This window comes from Enterobacter sp. JJBC (assembly GCF_036936505.1).
In the GTDB taxonomy this organism is placed as follows: Bacteria; Pseudomonadota; Gammaproteobacteria; order Enterobacterales; family Enterobacteriaceae; genus Enterobacter; species Enterobacter hormaechei_C.
In genome coordinates this window covers 3168352-3190495 of record NZ_CP136935.1, presented here as the reverse complement: position 1 = coordinate 3190495, position 22144 = coordinate 3168352, and the positions used below count along the sequence as shown (strand labels likewise).

The window sequence follows — 22144 nt, the reverse complement described above, 5'->3', positions numbered from 1 at the left end:
TCTGTCGAAGTAAGTGTAGCAGTCAATTCATAATTAGCATGAATACATGAAATTAACTCATTGTCTTGGGGAATAAATTTCCGGATATGAAAATGTATAACAATATGCGGATTGCCACGCGTTACTAAAAAACGGAACGTCAGTAAGCGTAAGTTGCGCCTTTATTTTTTTTGAGTTCATGGCGTAATGAAACGTTCTCTTACTTTATCTCTGAGTGCTCCTCTTGTTTTTATGCTGGCCGCCTGCGCGCCGGAACATGCCACGGTGTCACCAGTAAAAACGCAAGCCGCCGCCGCAACTGTAAATACCCAACTGCGTCATGCCGACTGGCCAAAAAGCGAATGGTGGAAAGACTTTAACGACCCCCAGCTCAACGCGCTGATCGACAAAGCGCTGGCGGATGCGCCGGATATGCAAATTGCCCGTCAGCGTATCACCCTGGCGGAAGCACTGGCGAAAGCCGCTGTCGCTGCTGAGGGTCCACAAATGGATTTTTCCGCAGATGTGGAACGGCAAAAGATGTCGGCAGAGGGGTTGATGGGGCCATTTGCACTGACCGACCCGGCAGCGGGGACCACCGGCCCCTGGTATACCAACGGCACCTTTGGTCTGACGGCGGGTTGGGATCTGGATTTATGGGGTAAAAACCGCGCCCAAATTGAGGCCCGCATTGGTAAGGTGAATGCGCAAAAAGCGGAGCTGGAGCAGACCCGCCAGCTGCTCGCCAGCAGCGTCGCGCGGCTGTACTGGGACTGGCAGACCGAGGCCGCGGTGGGTGACGTGCTCGCGCAGATCAAACGGGAGCAGGAAAATATCATCGGTGCCGATCGGGAGCTTTATCAGCACGGCATTACCTCCTCGGTGGAAGGGGTTGAAACGGATATCAGTGCCAGCAAAACCGATGAACAGCTCGCTGACGTGCACGGCAAAATGAAGGCCATTGAGGCGCGTCTGAATGCGTTGACCAATACCCCTTCAGTCACGCTCGCACGGCATGCCTTACCTGACGCAGAGGCATCGCTGCCATCAACGCTCGGTTATGAACTGCTGGCTCGGCGCCCGGATTTGCAGGAGGCGCACTGGTATATCGAAGCATCCATGAGCGAAGTCGATGCCGCCAGAGCCGCGTTCTACCCTGACATCAATTTGATGGCGTTCTTGCAGCAGGATGCATTGCACCTGAGCGACCTGTTCCGCTCATCTGCGCAGCAAATGGGCGTAACCGCGGGGCTGACGCTGCCAATTTTTGACAGCGGTCGGTTGAATGCGAACCTGGATATCGCCCAGGCGCAAAACAACCTCTCCGTGGCGAACTACAACAAGGCCGTGGTAGATGCCGTAAACCAGGTCGCCCGGACGGCCAGCGAATTGGAAACGCTGACCGCCAAAAATCAGCACCAGCAGCAGATCGAAAAAGATGCGGCGCGCGTCGTCGCGCTGGCGCAGGCGCGCTTCAGGGCGGGGATCATTGCCGGCTCCCGGGTGAGTGAAGCAAAAATTCCGGCGCTCAAAGAGCGTATTGCCGGGTTGATGCTGAAAGGTCAGTACGTGGATGCCACGCTCCAGCTCACCTCCGCGCTGGGTGGCGGATATCATCACGGCTAACATTGCGCATTATCTATACTTACCTCTTTGCAGATTTTCAGGAGGTGAGTATGACGCGAGTCGCAATTGTTACCGCATCGGATTCAGGAATTGGCAAAACGACGGCCCTGATGCTGGCCGAGCGCGGGTTTGATATCGGGGTGACCTGGCACTCAGATGAGGAAGGGGCGCTGGAAACCTGCCGTGAGGTTGAAGCGCGCGGTCAGCGTGCCGAGGCCATCCATCTCGACCTGGGTACTCTGCCAGAAGGCGCAAAGGCCATTGAAACGCTGATTTCCCGCTTCGGGCGGCTGGACGTGCTGGTTAACAATGCCGGGGCGATGAACAAAGCGCCTTTTCTGGAACTGTCATTTGATGACTGGCGAAACATTTTCACCGTTGACGTGGACGGTGCGTTTCTCTGCTCGCAAATCGCGGCGCGTCAGATGGTGAAGCAGGGGGAAGGGGGGCGGATCGTGAACATCACCTCGGTTCATGAACATACTCCGCTGCCGGATGCCAGCGCCTACACCGCCGCAAAGCACGCTCTGGGCGGGTTAACCAAATCAATGGCGCTGGAACTGGTGCAGCATAAGATCCTGGTGAACGCCGTTGCGCCCGGTGCGATCGCCACGCCGATGAATGATATGGACGACAGCGAAGTGAAAGAAGGCTCAATGCCGGAAATCCCGCTGGCACGGCCAGGGCATACCAAAGAAATTGCCAGCCTGGTGGCGTGGCTGTGTGACAGTGACGCCAGCTACACCACCGGGCAGTCGTTTATCGTTGACGGCGGTTTTATGCTGGCGAATCCGCAGTTTAAGCCGGAAGGGTAGATACCCTTCTCCCTCTCCCTGTGGGAGAGGGGCGGGGTGAGGGCAGCAGGCCGAACTCACTCTTCATCCCGCCGCTTTTCACGATGCTTCAGCCACAGCCGTACCCCAATCACCACCGCAACCACCAGGATCAACCACGCCCAGTGCTTCAGGTGCTGGTCAAGATTATGCAGCCATGGGCCAATCACTTCGCCACCCGCGTAGCCAAGCGTGGTGAAAATCAACGCCCAGGCAATCGCCCCGAGAATGTTCAGCGGCAGGAAAATTTTCGGTGGTAAACGACTCGCGCCAATCAGTATCGGCCCAATGATGCGAAAACCGTACATAAAGCGGGTACCAATCACAAACAGATAAGGATGTCGCTGGATCAGCCGCTGGGCGCGGCGAATTTTCTTTTGATGCCTGGCAAAACGTTGCAAAAGCGTCGGGCCAAAGCGCAGCCCCAGAAAATAGAGCAGCTGATCGCCAATCATACCGCCCAACGCGACGGCGGCGACCACCAGCGAGAATTTCAGCAATCCCTGGTGTGCGGCCACCCCGCCCAGCAGCGTGATAGTTTCGCCTTCCGCCACGCTGCCGATCACCAGCGCGGCGTATCCATATTGTTCAATAAGACCGTTGATATCCATTACGTAAACGTCGTCTCCCTTACTGTGCCTGCGTTAATCATATACCCCATCCATTAACCGCGCGGCAATCAACGGAAATTTCCCACTGTACATAAAATAATCTAAAGCCTGCATTATACTTAAGCTATCGCTGACGGGCCGACAACAAGGGGGCGTTATGAACCATGTCTGGGGACTTTTCTCCCATCCCGATCGTGAAATGCAGGTCATCCGTAACGAGAACGAAACGGTCGCGCATCACTATACCCACCATGTCCTGCTGATGGCAGCGGTGCCGGTGGTCTGCGCATTTATTGGTACTACGCAGATAGGCTGGAACTTTGGTGACGGCACCGTGGTTCAGCTTTCCTGGTTCACCGGACTGTACCTGGCCATTCTGTTTTATGGCCTGATGCTGGCCGGGGTGGCGGTGATGGGGCGGGTCATCCACTGGATGGCGCGCAACTATCCGCAGCGCCCGTCGCTGGCACACTGTATGGTCTTCGCCGGATACGTCGCGACCCCGCTGTTTTTAAGCGGTATTGTCGCGCTCTATCCACTGGTCTGGCTGTGCGCGCTGATCGGTACGGTTGCCCTCTTTTACACCGGTTATCTGCTGTATGTAGGGGTGCCAACCTTCCTCAATATCAATAAAGAAGAGGGCCTGAGCTTCTCCAGCTCTACGCTTGCCATCGGCGTACTGGTCCTGGAGGCGCTACTGGCCCTGACAGTTATTCTTTGGGGTTATGGATACCGTCTCTTCTAAGTTCCCTGCATTGCTGGCGTAAATGCCAGCAATGCAGCATCTGGTCATGATTCTCCGCTGGCGACAACGCACGGTGACCGCTATGATGCCGAAGCCAGCCTGTGTTTATCCGTCGACACAGGCGGTGTACGTCATAACGTGCGTGAATCATTATCAGAAGTCTCATCATGCTGAAATTTCGAGTGTCACTCCTTAGTCTTGCGCTGCTGTTGGGCGTCTCCGCTACCGCGCCAGCCATCGCCAAAACGACCGCAGTCGCCACCGCTGCTGCGCAACCCCAGATTGCGTCCGGCAGCGCGATGATCGTTGACCTGAATACCAACAAGGTGATCTACGCCAGTCATCCGGATCTGGTGCGCCCGATCGCTTCCATAACCAAAGTCATGACCGCGATGGTGGTGCTTGATGCACGACTGCCGCTGGACGAAAAGCTAAAAGTGGATATCAGCCACACGCCAGAGATGAAAGGGATCTACTCTCGCGTGCGTCTGAACAGTGAAATTAGCCGTAAAAATATGCTGCTGTTGGCGCTGATGTCCTCAGAGAACCGCGCGGCGGCGAGCCTTGCCCACCATTATCCTGGCGGTTACGACGCGTTTATCCGCGCGATGAACGCCAAAGCCAAAGCGCTGGGGATGAAAAATACCCATTTCGTGGAGCCAACCGGTCTGTCGATCCATAACGTCTCGACGGCGCGTGATTTAACAAAGCTGCTGATCGCCAGTAAGCAATACCCGCTGATTGGTCAGCTCAGCACCACGCGTGAGGAGATGGCGACATTCTCGAACCCGGCGTATACGCTGCCGTTCCGCAACACTAACCATCTGGTGTATCGCGATAACTGGAATATTCAGTTAACCAAGACCGGATTCACCAATGCGGCAGGACACTGCCTGGTTATGCGCACCGTATTTAACGGTAAGCCAGTGGCGCTGGTGGTGATGGACGCCTTCGGCAAATATACCCACTTCGCGGATGCCAGCCGCCTGCGTACCTGGATTGAAACCGGGAAAGTGCAGCCGGTGCCGGCTTCAGCGCTGGCGTATAAAAAGCAGAAAGCGGAACAGATGGCGACGGCGCAGAACGATTAGGAAAAAGCAAAACGGTAACGCATGTTACCGTTTTTTATGTTTTCTCCCTCTCCCTGTGGGAGAGGGCCGGGGTGAGGGCACCAGACCGCACTGCGTTTATTCCGGCAGCGTCCAGTCCCCGTCGTTGAGCGGGCGCTGCATCATCACCGTGTCCCGCCAGTCGCCTTTTTTATATCCCACACTTCTGAGCTGACCCACAATTTCGAAACCGTGCTTTTTATGCAGCCGCAACGACCCGGGGTTATTTTGCCCGTCGCCGACCACGGCAATCATCTGCCGCCACGGTCCTTGTTCACAACGGGCGATCAGTGCCTGGAGTAAGGCCGAGCCAAACCCGCGGCCGGTGGTGCTGGCATCCACATAAATGGATTCTTCAAGGGTATAGCGATAAGCCTGGCGTGGACGATAAAACGTGGCGTAGCAGTAGCCGACAACAATGCCGCGATACAGCGCAACCAGCCACGGTAAACCGCTGTCGGTCACGCTCTTCATCCGCTGACGCATCTCATCGACGGTGGGGGGAACTTCCTCGAAGGACGCACGGCCATGAAGCACATGCCAGGCGTATATCGCCGAGATGGCATGCGCATCGTCAGGAAGGGCGTCGCGCACCTCGATTTCAGTTTCGGGGAAAGTTTCTACAGCCGACATGTTCTGCCCGCTCCTTGTTTGGAAAGCCAGAGAAACGTTTCTCTGGCAACAGGCAGATACTCTAGTACGTTTGAGGAGAGCTTAACAATCTCTTAAATTTGGCTATATGAGTTCATCAGAGGCTTGCGTATTGTGCTGCTCTGATTCGGCACTCTCTTTCCAGTATTTCTTCCGCGTTGTCTTACCAATGCCGGGGTTCATACTGTTTGTAGGGTCATTTTTGCGATAAAACTGTTTAAGCGTCTCCGGCGCTTTATACAGGTGTCCCACGTTGTGCTCGGCAGGATATTGCGCGCCACGCTCGTGCAGCAGCGCCAGCATCTGTTCTTTCAGCGCGTGTGCATCAACCCCTTTTTTCACGATGTAATCCTGGTGGAAGACATAGCACATAAAGTGGCCGTAATAGAGCTTATGCACCAGCTTGCTGTCGATCTCCGGCGGCAGATGTTCAAACCACTCGGTATCGTTGCGACGCAGGGCGATATCCAGCGCCAGAATATCCTCCACTTCTTCGGAATGCACCGCCTGATAACGGATAGCGGCACCCGCCGCGGCGAAACGATGCAGGAAGGCTTTGCTGCCTTCTTCCGGCGTGCAGGCAAAGAAATCCCCGTCGGCGGTTTTGAAGAATTCGGTGAGCCAGCTCTGCGCTTCGTCAATTCCGTCCCCGGCCATTTTCAGCAGCAGATGGTGCTCATACTTGTCGCGCCAGGTCTTCATCCGCTCCGGTAAATGCGCCGGGAAGACGTTGCCCAGCTTCTGCATAAAGCGGTCGGTGAAGTGCGGCTTGAAGAGCGACACTTTCTCCAGCATCGCATCGGTGCGGCCCTTCATGGTGAAGAAGAACGGCATTTTGTCGGTGCCGAGCTTGTCGATCATCAGGAAGGTATCTTTGCCGTAGCGCTCGGCGATGTCGTAAATGTCCCGGTGCATATACTCGCCCGCCACCGGCAGGTGAGTGAACTCGGCCAGAATATGACGGCGGATCTCCGTCAGCACCTCCGGCTGATTGGTGCCGATGTAAAACACCTGCTGCTTTTTCTCTGCCGGGAAGGTATCGAGGCGCACCGCAAAAACGGCCAGCTTGCCCGCGCAGCCGGAGGATTCAAACAGGCGATCCGGATCGGCGTTATAGCGCGCTGGCGTATCGGCATTGATATCGCGCACGCGGGTGATGTAATCGTGGTCATGCGCGTGACGGCCATCGTGCTGAACGTCTTCGTCCTTCACGCGGTCATCGTCAAGTTTGCTGAGGATCTGCTCTGGCGTTACGCCCAGATCGATCCCCAAATGGTTAACCAGCGTCAGCTTGCCGTTTTCATCGATACGGGCAAACAGCGACATCTCCGTGTAGGCCGGGCCGCGCTGCACCAGCGAGCCGCCGGAGTTATTGCAGATCCCACCGATCACCGAGGCGCCAATGCACGACGAGCCGATCACCGAGTGCGGTTCGCGACCCAGCGGCTTAAGCGCCTTTTCCAGCGAGTAGAGCGTGGTGCCGGGGAAGGCGAGTACTTGTTCGCCCTTGTCCAGCAGGTGCAGTTTGTCGAGGCGCAGGGTGCTGATAATCACGATGTCACGATCGTAATCGTTGCCGTTCGGCGTGGAGCCTTCAGTCAGGCCGGTGTTAGCAGCCTGCATTAAAATAATCTTGTCTGCCGCAACGCAGGCGCTGAGCACGCGCCACAGTTCGAGCAACGTACCGGGGAAGACCACCGCCAGTGCCTCGCCCTGACCGGAGCGGAAGCCCTTGCGGTAGCGGGCGGTTTTAGCCGGGTCGGTAAGCAGGTGAGAGTGACCAACCAGGCGCGACAGTTCGTTAATAAATGTAGTGTTATCGTCAGTTCGAACAGAAGACATCTTCCACTCCTTGTGGTGGGGCAAATTTCTCGCTGTAAAGCATAGCGCGATTAGCCGTTGAGCGGTCGGGTATTCATGAGAAAAATCAGAGAATAACCCTGCAAGGTTTTCAGGCTTTGTGGCACACTGCGCTTTTCGCACGGTCTGGCCGGGTGCTTCCCGCGGTTATTGATGAGAGAGAATAACAACATGAAATGGCTATGTTCTGTAGGTGTCGCCGTCAGCCTGGCGCTGCAACCTGCGCTGGCAGAGGATTTGTTTGGTAATCACACGCTCACGCCCGAAGCCCGCGACGCCTTTGTCACGGATTTACTCAAAAAGATGACGGTCGATGAGAAAATCGGCCAGCTGCGCCTGATCAGCGTCGGCCCGGATAACCCGAAAGAAGCCATTCGCGAGATGATCAAAGACGGGCAGGTAGGAGCCATTTTTAACACTGTTACCCGCCAGGATATCCGCAAGATGCAGGATCAGGTGATGGAGCTGAGCCGCCTGAAAATCCCACTGTTCTTCGCTTATGACGTGGTGCACGGCCAGCGTACCGTCTTCCCGATTAGCCTCGGCTTAGCCTCCTCCTTTAACCTCGATGCGGTGAAAACCGTCGGGCGCGTATCGGCATATGAAGCCGCAGACGACGGCCTGAACATGACCTGGGCGCCGATGGTTGACGTCTCTCGCGATCCGCGCTGGGGCCGCGCTTCGGAGGGCTTTGGAGAAGACACGTATTTAACCGCCACGATGGGCAAAACCATGGTGGAAGCGATGCAGGGCAAAAGTCCGGCAGATCGTTACTCGGTGATGACCAGCGTCAAGCACTTCGCCGCCTACGGCGCGGTGGAGGGCGGTAAAGAGTACAACACCGTCGACATGAGCCCGCAGCGCCTGTTTAACGACTACATGCCGCCATACAAGGCAGGGCTGGACGCGGGCAGCGGGGCGGTGATGGTAGCGCTGAACTCGCTGAACGGCACGCCTGCCACCTCCGATTCGTGGCTGCTGAAAGACGTGCTGCGCGACCAGTGGGGCTTCAAGGGCATCACCGTTTCTGACCACGGCGCGATTAAAGAGCTGATCAAACACGGCACGGCGTCTGACCCGGAAGATGCGGTACGCGTGGCGCTCAAGTCCGGCATCAACATGAGCATGAGCGACGAGTACTACAGCAAATACCTGCCGGGGCTGGTGAAGAGCGGCAAGGTGACGATGGCAGAGCTGGACGACGCTGCTCGCCACGTGCTGAACGTGAAATATGACATGGGACTGTTTAACGATCCTTACAGCCATCTGGGGCCGAAGGATTCAGACCCGGCGGACACCAATGCCGAAAGCCGTCTGCACCGTAAAGAAGCCCGGGAAGTAGCTCGCGAAAGCCTGGTGCTGCTGAAAAACCGTCTCGACACGCTGCCGCTGAAAAAATCCGGCACCATTGCCGTGGTCGGTCCGCTGGCCGACAGCAAGCGCGACGTCATGGGCAGCTGGTCCGCCGCAGGCGTGGCGGATCAGTCCGTTACCGTGCTGACCGGCATTAAGAGCGCCGTGGGTGATAACGCAAAAGTGGTTTACGCCAAAGGTGCGAACGTCACCGACGATAAAGGCATCGTGACCTTCCTCAACCAGTATGAGGAAGCGGTGAAGGTGGATGCGCGCACGCCGAAAGAGATGCTCGACGAAGCGGTTAACGCCGCGAAGCAGTCCGACGTGGTGGTCGCGGTGGTGGGTGAAGCGCAGGGGATGGCGCACGAAGCCTCCAGCCGTACCGATATTACCATTCCGCAGAGCCAGCGCGATCTGATCGCGGCCCTGAAAGCCACCGGCAAGCCGCTGGTGCTGGTGCTGATGAACGGGCGCCCGCTGGCGCTGGTGAAAGAAGATCAGCAGGCTGATGCCATTCTGGAAACCTGGTTCGCCGGTACCGAAGGCGGTAACGCCATTGCCGACGTGCTGTTTGGCGATTACAACCCGTCCGGCAAGCTGCCGATGTCCTTCCCGCGCTCCGTCGGGCAGATCCCGGTTTACTACAGCCACCTGAACACTGGTCGTCCGTATAACGCCGACAAGCCGAACAAGTACACGTCCCGTTACTTCGACGAAGCTAACGGCCCGCTCTATCCGTTTGGCTATGGCCTGAGTTACACCACCTTCAAGGTGTCTGACGTCAAAATGTCGGCGCCGACCCTGAAGCGTGACGGCAAAGTGACCGCCAGCGTAGAGGTGACCAACAGCGGCAAACGCGAAGGGGCGACGGTGATCCAGATGTACGTTCAGGACGTCACGGCCTCCATGAGCCGTCCGGTGAAACAGCTGCGCGGCTTCGAAAAGGTCAACCTGAAACCGGGCGAAACCAGAACGGTCAGCTTCCCGATTGACGTAAATGCGCTGAAGTTCTGGAATCAGCAGATGAAATACGATGCTGAGCCTGGCAAATTCAACGTCTTCATCGGCGTGGATTCCGCCCGCGTGAACAAAGCCGAGTTCGAACTGCAATAATCTTACCTTTCTCCCTTTCCCCCGCCTGGCGGGGGATGCCTCTCATCTTGTACGAAAAACGGTTAAATTCACTGTTTTAAGCTACGCTTTTCTCTCAAGCCTATGAAAAAGGCCACAAAATAATGAGGAAAGCAGAATGACGATGATTAAGGGGATAACAGGGTCGGCGGTGCTTCTGGCGGCGCTGAGCCTGCCGTTACAGGCCGCAGAGCCGGTTAAGGTGGGTTCCAAAATTGATACCGAGGGCGCGTTGCTCGGCAATATCATTTTGCAGGTACTCGAAAGCCACGGCGTGAAAACGGTCAATAAAGTACAGCTTGGCACCACGCCTGTCGTGCGCGGTGCCATCACTTCCGGCGAGCTGGATATCTACCCGGAATACACCGGCAACGGGGCATTCTTCTTCAAGGATGAAAACGATCCGGCCTGGAAAAATGCCAAAGCCGGGTACGAAAAAGTCAAAAAGCTGGACGCAGAAAAAAATAAGCTGGTCTGGCTAACGCCGGCACCGGCCAACAACACCTGGACCATCGCGGTGCGCAAAGATATCGCCGAGAAAGGCAAGCTCACCTCGCTTGACGATCTCAGCCGCTACCTGAAAGAGAAGGGCGAGTTTAAGCTCGCGGCCTCGGCAGAGTTTATCGAGCGCGCTGATGCCCTGCCAGCGTTTGAAAAAGCCTATGATTTCAAGCTCGATCAGGCACAGCTGCTCTCTCTGGCAGGCGGCGACACGGCAGTGACCATTAAGGCGGCGGCGCAGCAAACCTCCGGCGTCAACGCGGCGATGGCCTACGGCACAGACGGCCCGGTCGCGGCGCTTGGCCTGCAAACCCTGACCGACCCGAAAGGCGTTCAGCCTATTTACGCCCCAACCCCGGTCGTGCGCGAGGCGGTGCTGAAAGCCTACCCGGATATTGCGGAATGGCTCAAACCGGTATTTGAAAAACTGGATGCGAAAACGCTGCAACAGCTGAATGCCAGCATTGCCGTTGAGGGGCTGGATGCCAAAAAAGTGGCTGCCGACTTCCTGAAACAACAAGGGCTTGTGAAGTAACGGGATAAGGCTGTGCCAATAAAATGCCATAACCGCGTCCTGCTGCTGTTGGCCTGTGTGGCCATCGCGGCGGTCGCGTTACCTTTTGTGAATGTCGCGCCAAACCGTCTGGTGTCGGGCGAACCGCGCGCGCTCTGGCAGATCTGGGCATTTACGCCGCTGCTGCTGGGCGCGGCGCTGGCGAGTACTGTTGCTTTAGCCTTCTGGCCGGGGCGAACCGCCCTGTGGCTGACGTTTTTGCTCAGCGAAGCGCTGTTTATCGTACTGTTCTGGAGCGCGGGACAGGCAGCAACGCAGATGGCCGCGGTTGAAAGCCCGCTGGCGCGCACGTCGGTTGGTAGCGGGCTGTGGCTGTGGCTGGCACTTTGTCTGCTGGTCTGTAGCGATGCCATTCGCCGTCTGACGCCGCAACCCGTCTGGCGCTGGCTGCTGAACGCGCAATTCTGGGTTATCCCTCTGCTGATCCTTTTCAGCGGCGATCTGAATCAGCTCTCGCTGTTAAAAGAGTACGTCAACCGCCAGGAGGTATTTGACAACGCGCTGGCGCAACATCTGACGATCCTGTTCGGGACGCTGATCCCGGCGCTGCTGCTGGGCGTGCCGCTGGGCATGTGGTGCTACCGACATACCAGCCGCCAGGGCGCCGTCTTTACCGTGCTCAACGTTATTCAGACCATCCCCTCCGTCGCCCTGTTTGGCCTGCTGATTGCCCCCCTCGCCGGTCTGGTGAAATCCTTCCCTGCGTTGGCCGCGGCAGGCATTGCCGGAACCGGGCTGACGCCAGCGCTGATTGCCCTTGTGCTGTATGCGCTGCTGCCGCTGGTGCGCGGCGTGGTGGCGGGGTTAAGCCAGGTTCCGCCCGACGTGCTGGAAAGCGCCCATGCGATGGGGATGAGCGCGCGCCAGTGTTTCTGGAAAATACAGCTGCCGCTTGCGCTTCCGCTGCTGGTTCGCAGCCTGCGGGTGGTGACAGTGCAAACCGTGGGGATGGCGGTGATTGCCGCGCTGATCGGGGCGGGCGGCTTTGGGGCACTGGTCTTCCAGGGGCTGCTCAGTAGCGCGCTGGATCTGGTGTTGCTGGGCGTCGTGCCCACAATTGTGCTGGCGGTCGTACTGGATGCCCTGTTTGCCCTGTGGCTCGCGCTGCTCAGGAGAAGAGCCAATGATTGAATTTCATGATGTGAGTAAAACCTTTGCGGGCCGTCCGGCGGCAAGCCACCTTAATCTGCATTTTGCCGAGGGGGCGTTCTCGGTATTGATCGGGACATCGGGGTCGGGAAAATCGACGACGCTGAAGATGATCAATCGGCTCGTGGAGCACGACAGCGGGACGATTCGCTTTGCCGGAGAGGAGATCCGCAGCCTGCCGGTGCTGGAGCTGCGGCGGCGTATGGGCTACGCCATTCAGTCCATCGGCCTGTTTCCCCACTGGACGGTGGCGCAGAACATTGCCACCGTGCCACAGCTGGAAAAATGGTCCCGGGGGAAGATCAATGAGCGTGTCGACGAACTGATGGCGCTGCTGGGCCTGGACGCGTCGCTTCGTAACCGCTATCCGCACCAGCTTTCCGGCGGACAGCAGCAGCGGGTCGGGGTGGCGCGCGCGCTGGCCGCTAACCCGCAGGTACTGCTGATGGATGAGCCCTTCGGCGCACTGGATCCGGTCACCCGCGGCGCACTTCAGGCCGAGATGAGCCGCATCCACCGTATTCTCGGGCGCACCATCGTGCTGGTGACGCATGATATCGACGAAGCACTGCGGCTGGCCGATCGTCTGGTACTGATGGATCACGGCGAAGTCGTCCAGCAGGGTACGCCGCTTGAGCTGTTAACCTCGCCGGCGAATGATTTTGTGCGTGAATTTTTTGGCCGCAGCGAGCTGGGCGTCAGGCTGCTCTCGCTGCGCACCGTCAGGGACTATCTGCGTCCGCAGGATGCGCAAATCGGTGGTGAACCGCTGCATGACGGGATGAGCCTGCGCGATGCCCTGTCGGCGTTTGTCGCCCGGCAGTGTGAGGTGTTACCCGTTGCGGACGGGCAGGGGACGCCATGCGGGACGATCCATTTTCGCGATCTGCTGGCGGGGGAGGTGACGCGTGAAGTGGGTCCGTGATCCGTTACTCTGGCTGACAGGGCTGTTTATCGCCTTACTCTACCTGATGCCGCACAGCGCGGCGCTGTTTAATGCGCTTATTCCCGGGCTGCCGCGCCCGGTATACCAGCAGGAGAGCTTTGTTAATCTCACCCTGGCGCACTTCTGGCTGGTGGCAGTGTCAAGCGTGATTGCCATCGTCCTGGGCACAGGCGCCGGTATTGCGGTGACGAGGCCTGCGGGCAGGGAGTTCCGTCCGCTGGTGGAGACCATCGCCGCAACGGGGCAGACCTTCCCACCGGTGGCCGTGCTGGCGATTGCCGTGCCGGCGATCGGTTTTGGGCAGGAGCCTGCCATCATTGCGCTGATTTTGTACGGCGTGTTGCCCATTCTGCAAGGGACGCTGGCAGGGATTGCGGCGGTGCCTGCATCGGTGCTGAGCGTAGCGGAAGGAATGGGGATGAGCGCCTGGCAGCGGCTGGTGAAGGTCGAACTGCCGCTGGCCGCACCGGTGATTATCGCTGGCGTGCGAACGTCCGTGATAATCAACATTGGTACGGCAACCATCGCCTCGACGGTCGGAGCCAATACGCTGGGAACGCCGATCATTATCGGGTTAAGCGGGTTTAATACGGCTTACATCATTCAGGGGGCGGTATTGGTTGCGCTGGCGGCAATTGTGGTGGATCGCCTGTTTGAACGCCTGGCCGGATACCTCAGCCAACACCGCCGCGAACAATAAATGAATAACCTGCAAGCATAACGCCACCGATACCGCTGACAGCCATCAGTGCAAAAAGGGTAATTACGGCCAGTTTCGTTGCCTTCATCATGTGCTCCTGTTGTTAACGGAACAATTATACGGTGAAGCGCAGCTGTTAATGAACCATTAAATGCCGTTACGACGCATTTGGACCCAGTGAGTAAACGGGATAACCATGTTCGCGCCACTCCGTAAGGAGCTGCTGCTGGGAAGCGGAGGGGACTTCGCCGCACCAGACCAGCAGCGTCTGTCCCTCAAACAGTTCCGGCCTGAGCTGGGCCAGGGAGTGGGCAAGCACGTCAACGCGCCAGCCCTGCTGGGTGGCAATCCAGGCTTCGAGCCACAGCCGGGTGGTATCGTGTACGTTCCAGCCGATCACCAGTGCATCTTTGCTGTTTTTATTCCGCGCTGAGGCGAGACAGACGGAAATATAGTTAATCAGCACGCCATCAAGCATGCTGAGCAGCGCCTGTAAGGTGGTTTGCTGACACTGAAGCCGACGCCGTAGGGGAATAAAAAGATGAGTGATCAGGGTTTGCGCCGGGTAGTCTCGACCCTGTTCTTTGATCCAGCCGCGCAGACGCTGCAAATTGCCGGTCTGCAACAGCCTCAGCAGGGTTTCCTGCTGCTCGCGCCAGAGATGCTGCGTATCAGGATCGTCCTGGCTTAGAAGCGATTTTACCTTGCCGACCTGTACGCCGTTGTCGATCCAGCTTTTTATCTCGCGGATCCGGTCAATATCCGCATCGTTAAACAGGCGGTGCCCGCCGTCCGTTCTTTGCGGCTTAAGCAATCCATACCGTCGCTGCCACGCCCGTAGCGTAACGGGATTGATATCACACAGGAGTGCCACTTCACCTATTGTGTAAAGCGCCATTTTCGCCCCCAGGCTTGCGCGTCCCCAGCTTAACTGTAGACCCACTTTGCGGAACCAGGAAGATTTGATTCTTTTTTGTACAAATTATACGAAAGACAGGTTATCTCCGGCAAAAGGTGTGATGACGGACACGATTTATCGCTTTTTTGGCACGTTTCAAAGAAAGTTAACCGCTATCAGTGTATGTTACGCGTTTTTAGAATGTGCGGTTTGTGAGTATGTACGAGTTTAATCTGGTGCTGCTGTTGCTTCAGCAGATGTGCGTGTTTCTTGTCATCGCCTGGTTGATGAGCAAAACGCGTCTGTTCATTCCGCTGATGCAGGTCACCGTCCGTCTGCCGCACAAATTCCTCTGCTACGTCGTATTTTCCATATTCTGCATTATGGGGACCTGGTTTGGTCTCCATATCGAAGATTCCATCGCCAATACGCGTGCCATCGGCGCGGTAATGGGCGGGCTGCTCGGAGGCCCGGTTGTCGGCGGTCTGGTGGGGTTAACCGGCGGTCTGCACCGCTATTCGATGGGCGGTATGACGGCGCTAAGCTGCATGATCTCCACCATTGTCGAAGGGCTGCTCGGTGGTCTCGTCCACAGCTATATGATTAAGCGTGGTCGCCCGGATAAAGTGTTCAGTCCCTTTACCGCAGGGGCGATCACCTTCGTGGCGGAAATGGCGCAGATGGCGATCATCCTGCTGATCGCGCGCCCGTTTGACGATGCGTTACATCTGGTCAGCAGCATTGCCGCACCGATGATGGTCACCAATACCGTAGGTGCGGCGCTGTTTATGCGCATTCTGCTCGACAAACGCGCCATGTTCGAAAAATACACCTCGGCATTTTCTGCCACCGCCTTAAAAGTTGCGGCGTCGACGGAAGGGATCCTGAGGCAGGGATTCAACGAGGAGAACAGCATGAAGGTGGCGCAGGTGCTGTATAAAGAGCTGGATATCGGGGCCGTGGCGATTACCGATCGCGAAAAGCTGCTGGCGTTTACCGGCACCGGCGACGACCACCATCTGCCGGGCAAACCGATCTCATCGGCCTATACCCTGCGCGCTATTGAAACGGGTGAAGTGGTGTATGCCGACGGAAATGAAGTGCCGTACCGCTGTTCCCTGCATCCGCAGTGCAAACTCGGCTCTACGCTGGTCATTCCCCTGCGGGGCGAAAATCAGCGCGTTATGGGCACCATTAAGCTTTACGAAGCCAAAAACCGCCTGTTCAGCTCCATCAACCGCACGCTGGGGGAGGGGATCGCCCAGCTGCTTTCGGCGCAAATCCTGGCGGGGCAGTATGAACGGCAAAAAGCGCTGCTGACGCAGTCAGAAATTAAGCTCCTGCACGCTCAGGTGAATCCGCATTTCCTGTTTAACGCGCTTAACACGCTGAAGGCAGTGATCCGCCGCGACAGCGATCAGGCCGCGCAGCTGGTGCAATTTCTGTCGACCTTTTTCCGCAAAAATTTGAAGCGTCCCTCGGAGATCGTCACCCTCGCGGACGAGATTGAGCATGTAAATGCCTATCTGCAAATTGAAAAAGCGCGCTTCCAGTCACGTTTACAGGTGTCGTTATCCGTCCCGGATGAGCTGGCGTATCAGCATCTTCCGGCCTTTACCCTGCAACCGATTGTAGAGAACGCCATTAAGCATGGGACCTCGCAGCTGCTGGGTACCGGAGAAATCATGATTTCCGCGTCCCGTTTTAACCACCATCTGGTGCTGGATATTGAAGACAACGCGGGGCTGTATGAAGCTTCCGCGTCAGGCGGTCTGGGCATGAGCCTGGTGGATAAACGCCTGCGCGCGCATTTTGGTGACGACTGCGGTATCACCGTCGCCTGTGAGCCAGACCGCTATACCCGAATTACCTTACGATTGCCGCTGGAGGAGAACGCATGTTAAGAGTGCTGATTGTTGATGATGAGCCGTTAGCACGGGAAAACCTGCGTGTCCTGTTGCAGGAGCAGAGTGATATCGAGGTTGTGGGGGAATGTGCCAATGCCATTGAAGGCATCGGTGCGGTGCATAAACTGCGCCCTGACGTGTTGTTCCTCGATATTCAGATGCCGCGCATCAGCGGGCTGGAGATGGTCGGCATGCTCGACCCGGAGCACCGTCCCTATATCGTCTTTCTGACGGCCTTTGATGAGTACGCGGTAAAGGCATTTGAAGAGCACGCGTTTGATTATCTGCTGAAACCGATTGAAGAGAAACGGCTTGAAAAGACCCTGACCCGTCTGCGCCAGGAGCGTACCGCGCAGGACGTGACGCTGCTGCCGGAGCATCAGCAGCCCCTGAAGTTTATCCCCTGTACCGGGCACAGCCGGATTTACCTCCTGCAAATGGACGACGTTGCCTTTGTCAGCAGCCGTCTGAGCGGGGTATACGTCACCAGCGCCGAAGGCAACGAAGGCTTTACCGAGCTGACCCTGCGCACGCTGGAGAGCCGCACGCCGCTGATCCGCTGCCATCGTCAGTATCTGGTGAACATGGCGCACCTGAAGGAGATCCGCCTGGAAGATAACGGCCAGGCCGAGCTGGTGTTACGTGCCGGGCAAACCGTTCCCGTCAGTCGTCGCTACCTGAAAAGTTTGAAAGAGGCGATAGGGCTGTAAAACTGATACACTGCGCGCCATTGCATCATCGACATTCGAAGGCTCTATGCTAAGTAACGATATTCTTCGTAGCCTGCGCTACACCCTGAAAGCGAACAATAATGACATGGTGCGCATTCTTGCGCGCTCCGACATGGAATCCACGTCCGCCGGGTTCGACACCTGGATGACTAAAGAAGATGAAGAGGGTTTTGTTCGCTGCCCGGACATCATTCTGTCGGGCTTTCTGAACGGCCTGATCTACGACAAGCGCGGCAAAGATGAATCTGCTCCTGAGCTGGCGCTGGAGCGTCGGGTGAATAACAACACGGTGCTGAAAAAACTGCGTATTGCTTTCTGCCTGAAAACTGACGACATTCTGGCGATCATGACCGAGCAGAAATTTCGCGTGTCGATGCCGGAAATCACCGCCATGATGCGCGCGCCGGATCATAAGAATTACCGCGAGTGTGGGGATCAATTTCTGCGTTATTTCCTGCGTGGGTTGACGCAGCGGGTGCATAACCAGAAGGGGTGATTTTTAGCCGGATGGCGGCTTCGCCTGACCCGGCCTACAAAACCCGTCGGCCCGTGCAAGCGTAGCGCCGCCAGGCAAAAAAAAGCCGGATTCTCATCCGGCTTTTTTATTACTTCACCTGCTGACCCGGCTTCGCGCCTTCGTCAGGGCTTAACAGGAAGATGTCTTTTCCGCCCGGGCCTGCGGCCATCACCATCCCTTCGGAGATGCCGAAGCGCATTTTACGCGGCGCCAGGTTTGCCACCATCACGGTCTGACGACCGATCAGCACCTGCGGATCAGGGTACGCGGAACGAATGCCGGAGAAGACGTTACGTTTCTCGCCGCCCAGATCCAGCGTCAGACGCAGCAGTTTGTCAGAGCCTTCCACGAACTCCGCGTTTTCGATCAGCGCCACGCGCAGGTCGACTTTAGCGAAATCATCAAAGGTGATGGTCTCCTGAATCGGATCGTCCGCCAGCGGGCCGGTCACCGGTGCGGCAGCCGCTTTCACCTCTTCTTTGGATGCTTCCACCAGGGCTTCAACCTGCTTCATCTCGATGCGGTTGTACAGCGCTTTAAAGGTGTTCACCTTGTGGCCGAGCAGCGGCTGCTGGATGGCATCCCAGGTCAGTTCGGTGTTCAGGAATGCTTCCGCGCGGGCTGCCAGCTGCGGCAGAACCGGCTTCAGCCAGGTCATCAGCACGCGGAACATGTTCAGACCCATGGTGCAGATCGCCTGCAAGTCGGCGTCGCGACCTTCCTGTTTCGCCACCACCCACGGCGCCTGCTCGTCCACATAGCGGTTGGCCACGTCTGCCAGCGCCATGATTTCGCGAATGGCTTTACCGAATTCACGGCTTTCCCAGGCTTCGCCAACCGCAGCGGCGGCGTCGGTGAAGGTTTTATACAGCTCAGGATCGGCCAGTTCGGCAGAAAGCACGCCGTCAAAGCGTTTGGCGATAAAACCTGCGTTACGGGACGCCAGGTTCACCACCTTGTTGACGATGTCCGCGTTCACGCGCTGCACGAAATCTTCCAGGTTCAGGTCGATATCGTCGATGCGGGAAGAGAGCTTCGCGGTGTAGTAGTAGCGCAGGCTGTCCGCGTCGAAGTGGTTCAGCCAGGTGCTGGCCTTAATAAACGTCCCGCGAGATTTAGACATCTTCGCGCCGTTCACCGTTACGTAGCCATGTACGAACAGGTTGGTCGGCTTGCGGAAGTTGCTGCCTTCCAGCATTGCTGGCCAGAACAGGCTGTGGAAGTAAACGATGTCTTTACCGATGAAGTGATACAGCTCGGCATCGGAATCTTTCTTCCAGTATTCGTCGAAGCTTACGGTGTCGCCGCGCTTGTCACACAGATTCTTGAAGGAGCCCATGTAGCCAATCGGCGCATCCAGCCAGACGTAGAAATATTTGCCCGGTGCGTTCGGGATTTCGAAGCCAAAGTATGGCGCATCGCGGGAGATATCCCATTGTTGCAGACCGGATTCGAACCACTCCTGCATTTTGTTCGCGACCTGCTCCTGCAATGCACCGCTGCGGGTCCACGCCTTCAGCATTTCGCTGAACGACGGCAGGTCGAAGAAGAAGTGCTCGGAGTCACGCATCACCGGCGTCGCGCCGGAAACCACGGATTTCGGTTCGATAAGCTCGGTGGGGCTGTAGGTCGCGCCGCACACTTCGCAGTTATCGCCGTACTGGTCCGGGGATTTACATTTCGGACAGGTGCCTTTAACGAAACGGTCCGGCAGGAACATGCCTTTTTCCGGATCGTACAGCTGAGAAATGGTGCGGTTTTTAATGAAACCGTTCTCTTTCAGACGGGTGTAGATCAGCTCTGACAGCTCGCGGTTTTCGTCGCTGTGTGTGGAGTGATAGTTGTCATAGCTGATGTCAAAGCCAGCAAAATCGGTCTGATGCTCCTGACTCATTTCGGCGATCATCTGTTCCGGGGAAATGCCCAGCTGCTGCGCTTTCAGCATGATCGGCGTGCCGTGGGCATCGTCCGCACAGATAAAGTTCACCTCGTGGCCGCGCATTCGCTGGTAACGGACCCAGACATCAGCCTGGATATGCTCCAGCATGTGGCCGAGGTGGATTGAGCCGTTGGCGTACGGCAGGGCGCACGTTACCAGAATTTTTTTCGCGACTTGAGTCATAGTAGGCATTACTTCTTTTAACTGTGAAAAGGGTTTTCGATATTACCAAAAGGGGCATTATTAAGTAAGCACAAACCGCGGCCTTTCAGGTAAACTTGTTTGTCTAAGGTCTTATTCACAAGAACAAAGGAGTCGGGATGAGTTCTCAATCCCAGGCCAAATCACCGGAAGCCTTACGAGCAATGGTCGCCGGGACGCTGGCTAATTTTCAGCATCCAACCCTGAAGCACAATCTCACGACGCTGAAAGCGCTTCATCACGTCGCATGGCTGGACGATACGCTTCACATCGAGCTACAGATGCCGTTCGTCTGGACCAGCGCCTTTGATGCCCTGAAAGAGCAAACCAGCTCTGAGCTGCTGCGCATTACTGGCGCAAAAGCAATTGACTGGAAGCTAAGCCACAGCATCGCCACGCTCAAGCGCGTGAAAAATCAGCCGGGCGTTAACGGCGTGAAGAACATCATCGCCGTCAGCTCTGGCAAGGGCGGGGTGGGTAAATCATCTACCGCCGTGAATCTGGCGCTTGCACTGGCGGCAGAAGGGGCGAAGGTCGGCATTCTGGATGCGGATATCTATGGCCCGTCCATTCCAAACATGCTGGGAGCGGAAAACCAGCGTCCAACTTCGCCGGACGGCACCCACATGGCGCCAATCGTGGCGCACGGTCTGGCGACCAACTCCATTGGTTACCTGGTCACGGACGATAACGCAATGGTCTGGCGTGGCCCGATGGCCAGCAAGGCGCTGCTGCAAATGTTGCAGGAGACAATGTGGCCTGACCTCGATTATCTGGTGCTGGACATGCCGCCGGGCACCGGTGATATCCAGCTGACGCTGGCGCAGAACATTCCGGTTACCGGCGCCGTCGTAGTCACCACGCCGCAGGATATCGCGCTGATCGACGCCAAAAAAGGCATCGTCATGTTCGAGAAGGTAGAGGTGCCGGTACTGGGTATCGTCGAGAACATGAGCATGCATATTTGCAGCAACTGCGGGCACCATGAGCCCATCTTTGGTACCGGCGGTGCGGAGAAGCTGGCTGCGCAGTATCACACCCAGCTGCTGGGGCAGATGCCGCTGCATATTTCCTTGCGTGAAGACCTGGACAGCGGGAAACCAACGGTGGTCAGCCGCCCGGACAGCGAATTTGCCCAGATGTATCGCCAGCTTGCAGGGCGCGTTGCGGCGCAGCTCTACTGGCAGGGGGAAGTGATCCCGGGTGAAATCGCCTTCCGCGCGGTGTAACGCCTCTGCGCGTTAGTGCCGGGTGGCGGCTTTGCCTTACCCGGCCTACCTCGATTTTGTAGGTCAGGTAAGCATAGCGCCACCTGACTTTACCCAAGCCGATAGTGCATCAAATAATACTCCCCGTCCGGAGAATCTCCCGTCGCTTCAATGTGCCAGCCGTGGCGATGGTAAAACGCAATAGCCCGTTCATTCTTCACCAGACACTTCAGCGCGCCTGTACTGGTAAATGTCTTCTGTACCTGTTCCAGTAACAAATGACCCACTCCCAGACGCTGATACTGCGGATCGACAAACAGGTTGTGCAGAAAATTATCGTTCGTCCAGACTGAGGCAAAGCCAAGTCGGTGCCCATCCTGCTCCGCCACCCAAATCTCTTCGTCCAGGGTTGCCGCGTCAAAATCTTCAAGCTGCCACGCAGAACTGTCCAGCCACGGCCAGGCTTCACGCCGGGCGTGGAGGAACAGCGTGCGCAGGAAAGGGCGATCGCTCTCCTGCCACGGACGGATTAGGATCGTATCAGCGGTGATAGAAAATATCTCCGTTATAGGCTTTGTAGATTTTGCCATCGGCATCGCCAATCAGAACATAATTCTCGCCCATGTAGGTCCAGTGTGTGCCGGCATCGGGCGCAGGAAGGTTACGTAGCTGGTACTGTTTGATGGTGTACTCGGGCGTCTGATACTGCGCGGGCGCGGTGTCGCCAATTTTGAACTTCGTAAAATCGGCAATAAACTCTTGTTCTTCGTAGGCCTTGATGCCGGAAGGCGCTGTCGACGCTTGCGGTGCAGCGTGCGCGGCCCCCGCCAGTGACACTAATACACCCAGAAGCAACAATTTACGCTTAGCCATTTTTTCTCCAGTCATATCGTTACTGATACTTTTTGTGTGCAGATCCGCAAACGGATGGCAGACAGTTCATTTTAAGTATCCTCACAGGGTGAGTTTGCA

21 protein-coding genes are annotated in these 22144 nt (G+C 56.9%); 13 read left to right on the top strand and 8 right to left on the bottom strand.

What is annotated here, in order from left to right; translation table 11 throughout:
* Positions 1 to 186 precede the first annotated feature (186 nt).
* Together mdtQ and RY075_RS15355 are read left to right on the top strand one after the other, a co-directional pair.
* Entirely contained in the window at positions 187 to 1605 is a 1419-nt protein-coding gene (gene mdtQ, locus RY075_RS15360) for a multidrug resistance outer membrane protein MdtQ (protein WP_338627817.1), read from the top strand.
* A 50-nt stretch (positions 1606 to 1655) separates the two neighbouring features.
* A complete protein-coding gene (locus RY075_RS15355) occupies positions 1656 to 2420 on the top strand; it encodes an SDR family oxidoreductase (RefSeq protein WP_022651513.1) in 765 nt (254 codons plus the stop codon).
* 56 nt (positions 2421 to 2476) lie between these two features.
* Here RY075_RS15355 and RY075_RS15350 read toward each other — a convergent pair whose 3' ends face one another.
* Positions 2477 to 3049, bottom strand: coding sequence for a DedA family protein (locus RY075_RS15350; RefSeq protein ID WP_045343063.1), 573 nt, complete (start codon positions 3047 to 3049; stop codon positions 2477 to 2479).
* Between the two features lie 157 nt (positions 3050 to 3206).
* Between RY075_RS15350 and RY075_RS15345 the strand changes: the two genes are divergently transcribed.
* Entirely contained in the window at positions 3207 to 3794 is a 588-nt protein-coding gene (locus RY075_RS15345; RefSeq protein ID WP_003859296.1) for a Yip1 family protein, read from the top strand.
* Between the two features lie 167 nt (positions 3795 to 3961).
* Positions 3962 to 4885 carry a D-alanyl-D-alanine endopeptidase gene (pbpG, locus tag RY075_RS15340; RefSeq protein ID WP_015572329.1) on the top strand — a complete coding sequence of 308 codons (924 nt, stop codon included), beginning with the start codon at positions 3962 to 3964 and terminating at the stop codon, positions 4883 to 4885.
* A gap of 96 nt (positions 4886 to 4981) precedes the next feature.
* On the opposite strand, the gene RY075_RS15335 is transcribed toward pbpG, so the two are convergent.
* Both RY075_RS15335 and dld read right to left on the bottom strand, forming a co-directional pair.
* Complete coding sequence (locus RY075_RS15335; protein ID WP_003859289.1) at positions 4982 to 5536, bottom strand: GNAT family N-acetyltransferase; 555 nt, start codon at positions 5534 to 5536, stop codon at positions 4982 to 4984.
* A gap of 102 nt (positions 5537 to 5638) precedes the next feature.
* Complete coding sequence (gene dld / locus RY075_RS15330; protein ID WP_003859288.1) at positions 5639 to 7396, bottom strand: D-lactate dehydrogenase; 1758 nt, start codon at positions 7394 to 7396, stop codon at positions 5639 to 5641.
* Between the two features lie 189 nt (positions 7397 to 7585).
* Between dld and bglX the strand changes: the two genes are divergently transcribed.
* From bglX to RY075_RS15305, 5 genes are all read left to right on the top strand, one after another.
* A complete protein-coding gene (bglX, locus tag RY075_RS15325) occupies positions 7586 to 9883 on the top strand; it encodes a beta-glucosidase BglX (RefSeq protein WP_232967274.1) in 2298 nt (765 codons plus the stop codon).
* A gap of 136 nt (positions 9884 to 10019) precedes the next feature.
* The gene (locus tag RY075_RS15320) at positions 10020 to 10937 is read left to right on the top strand and encodes an ABC transporter substrate-binding protein (protein ID WP_003859284.1); all 918 of its coding nucleotides are present in this window, start codon (positions 10020 to 10022) and stop codon (positions 10935 to 10937) included.
* 12 nt (positions 10938 to 10949) lie between these two features.
* Positions 10950 to 12107 carry an ABC transporter permease gene (locus tag RY075_RS15315; RefSeq protein WP_048208356.1) on the top strand — a complete coding sequence of 386 codons (1158 nt, stop codon included), beginning with the start codon at positions 10950 to 10952 and terminating at the stop codon, positions 12105 to 12107.
* Positions 12100 to 13050 carry an ABC transporter ATP-binding protein gene (locus tag RY075_RS15310; protein ID WP_022651508.1) on the top strand — a complete coding sequence of 317 codons (951 nt, stop codon included), beginning with the start codon at positions 12100 to 12102 and terminating at the stop codon, positions 13048 to 13050. The genes RY075_RS15315 and RY075_RS15310 overlap by 8 nt, the downstream gene beginning before the upstream one ends.
* Entirely contained in the window at positions 13034 to 13771 is a 738-nt protein-coding gene (locus RY075_RS15305; protein ID WP_017383373.1) for an ABC transporter permease, read from the top strand. The genes RY075_RS15310 and RY075_RS15305 overlap by 17 nt, the downstream gene beginning before the upstream one ends.
* Here RY075_RS15305 and RY075_RS15300 read toward each other — a convergent pair.
* Together RY075_RS15300 and mlrA are read right to left on the bottom strand one after the other, a co-directional pair.
* Complete coding sequence (locus RY075_RS15300) at positions 13746 to 13859, bottom strand: protein YohO (RefSeq protein ID WP_022648678.1); 114 nt, start codon at positions 13857 to 13859, stop codon at positions 13746 to 13748. The two genes, RY075_RS15305 and RY075_RS15300, sit on opposite strands and share 26 nt — an antisense overlap.
* 69 nt (positions 13860 to 13928) lie before the next feature.
* Positions 13929 to 14669, bottom strand: coding sequence for an HTH-type transcriptional regulator MlrA (gene mlrA, locus RY075_RS15295; protein WP_045350289.1), 741 nt, complete (start codon positions 14667 to 14669; stop codon positions 13929 to 13931).
* A 218-nt stretch (positions 14670 to 14887) separates the two neighbouring features.
* Between mlrA and RY075_RS15290 the strand changes: the two genes are divergently transcribed.
* Genes RY075_RS15290 through RY075_RS15280 form a run of 3 tightly spaced genes read left to right on the top strand, consistent with a single transcriptional unit; the run spans position 14888 to position 17803 of the window.
* Positions 14888 to 16573, top strand: a complete 1686-nt coding sequence (locus RY075_RS15290; RefSeq protein ID WP_023314534.1) for a sensor histidine kinase — start codon at positions 14888 to 14890, stop codon at positions 16571 to 16573.
* Positions 16567 to 17286 (top strand): two-component system response regulator BtsR, encoded by a 720-nt coding sequence (btsR, locus tag RY075_RS15285; RefSeq protein WP_022648676.1) that lies wholly within the window; start codon positions 16567 to 16569, stop codon positions 17284 to 17286. Before RY075_RS15290 ends, btsR begins: the two co-directional genes overlap by 7 nt.
* Positions 17287 to 17332: 46 nt before the next feature.
* Entirely contained in the window at positions 17333 to 17803 is a 471-nt protein-coding gene (locus RY075_RS15280) for a DUF1456 family protein (RefSeq protein WP_023324960.1), read from the top strand.
* A 109-nt stretch (positions 17804 to 17912) separates the two neighbouring features.
* On the opposite strand, the gene metG is transcribed toward RY075_RS15280, so the two are convergent.
* The gene (metG, locus tag RY075_RS15275) at positions 17913 to 19946 is read right to left on the bottom strand and encodes a methionine--tRNA ligase (RefSeq protein ID WP_023324959.1); all 2034 of its coding nucleotides are present in this window, start codon (positions 19944 to 19946) and stop codon (positions 17913 to 17915) included.
* A 137-nt stretch (positions 19947 to 20083) separates the two neighbouring features.
* Here metG and apbC point away from each other — a divergent pair, with 137 nt between their 5' ends.
* On the top strand, positions 20084 to 21193 hold the full coding sequence (apbC, locus tag RY075_RS15270) for an iron-sulfur cluster carrier protein ApbC (protein ID WP_003859263.1): 1110 nt from the start codon (positions 20084 to 20086) through the stop codon (positions 21191 to 21193).
* A gap of 89 nt (positions 21194 to 21282) precedes the next feature.
* Here the strand turns inward: apbC and RY075_RS15265 are convergent, their stop codons facing one another.
* Entirely contained in the window at positions 21283 to 21762 is a 480-nt protein-coding gene (locus tag RY075_RS15265; protein ID WP_032609688.1) for a GNAT family N-acetyltransferase, read from the bottom strand.
* Positions 21713 to 22045, bottom strand: a complete 333-nt coding sequence (locus RY075_RS15260) for an RcnB family protein (protein ID WP_003859260.1) — start codon at positions 22043 to 22045, stop codon at positions 21713 to 21715. The genes RY075_RS15265 and RY075_RS15260 overlap by 50 nt, the downstream gene beginning before the upstream one ends.
* Positions 22046 to 22144: the final 99 nt, after the last annotated feature.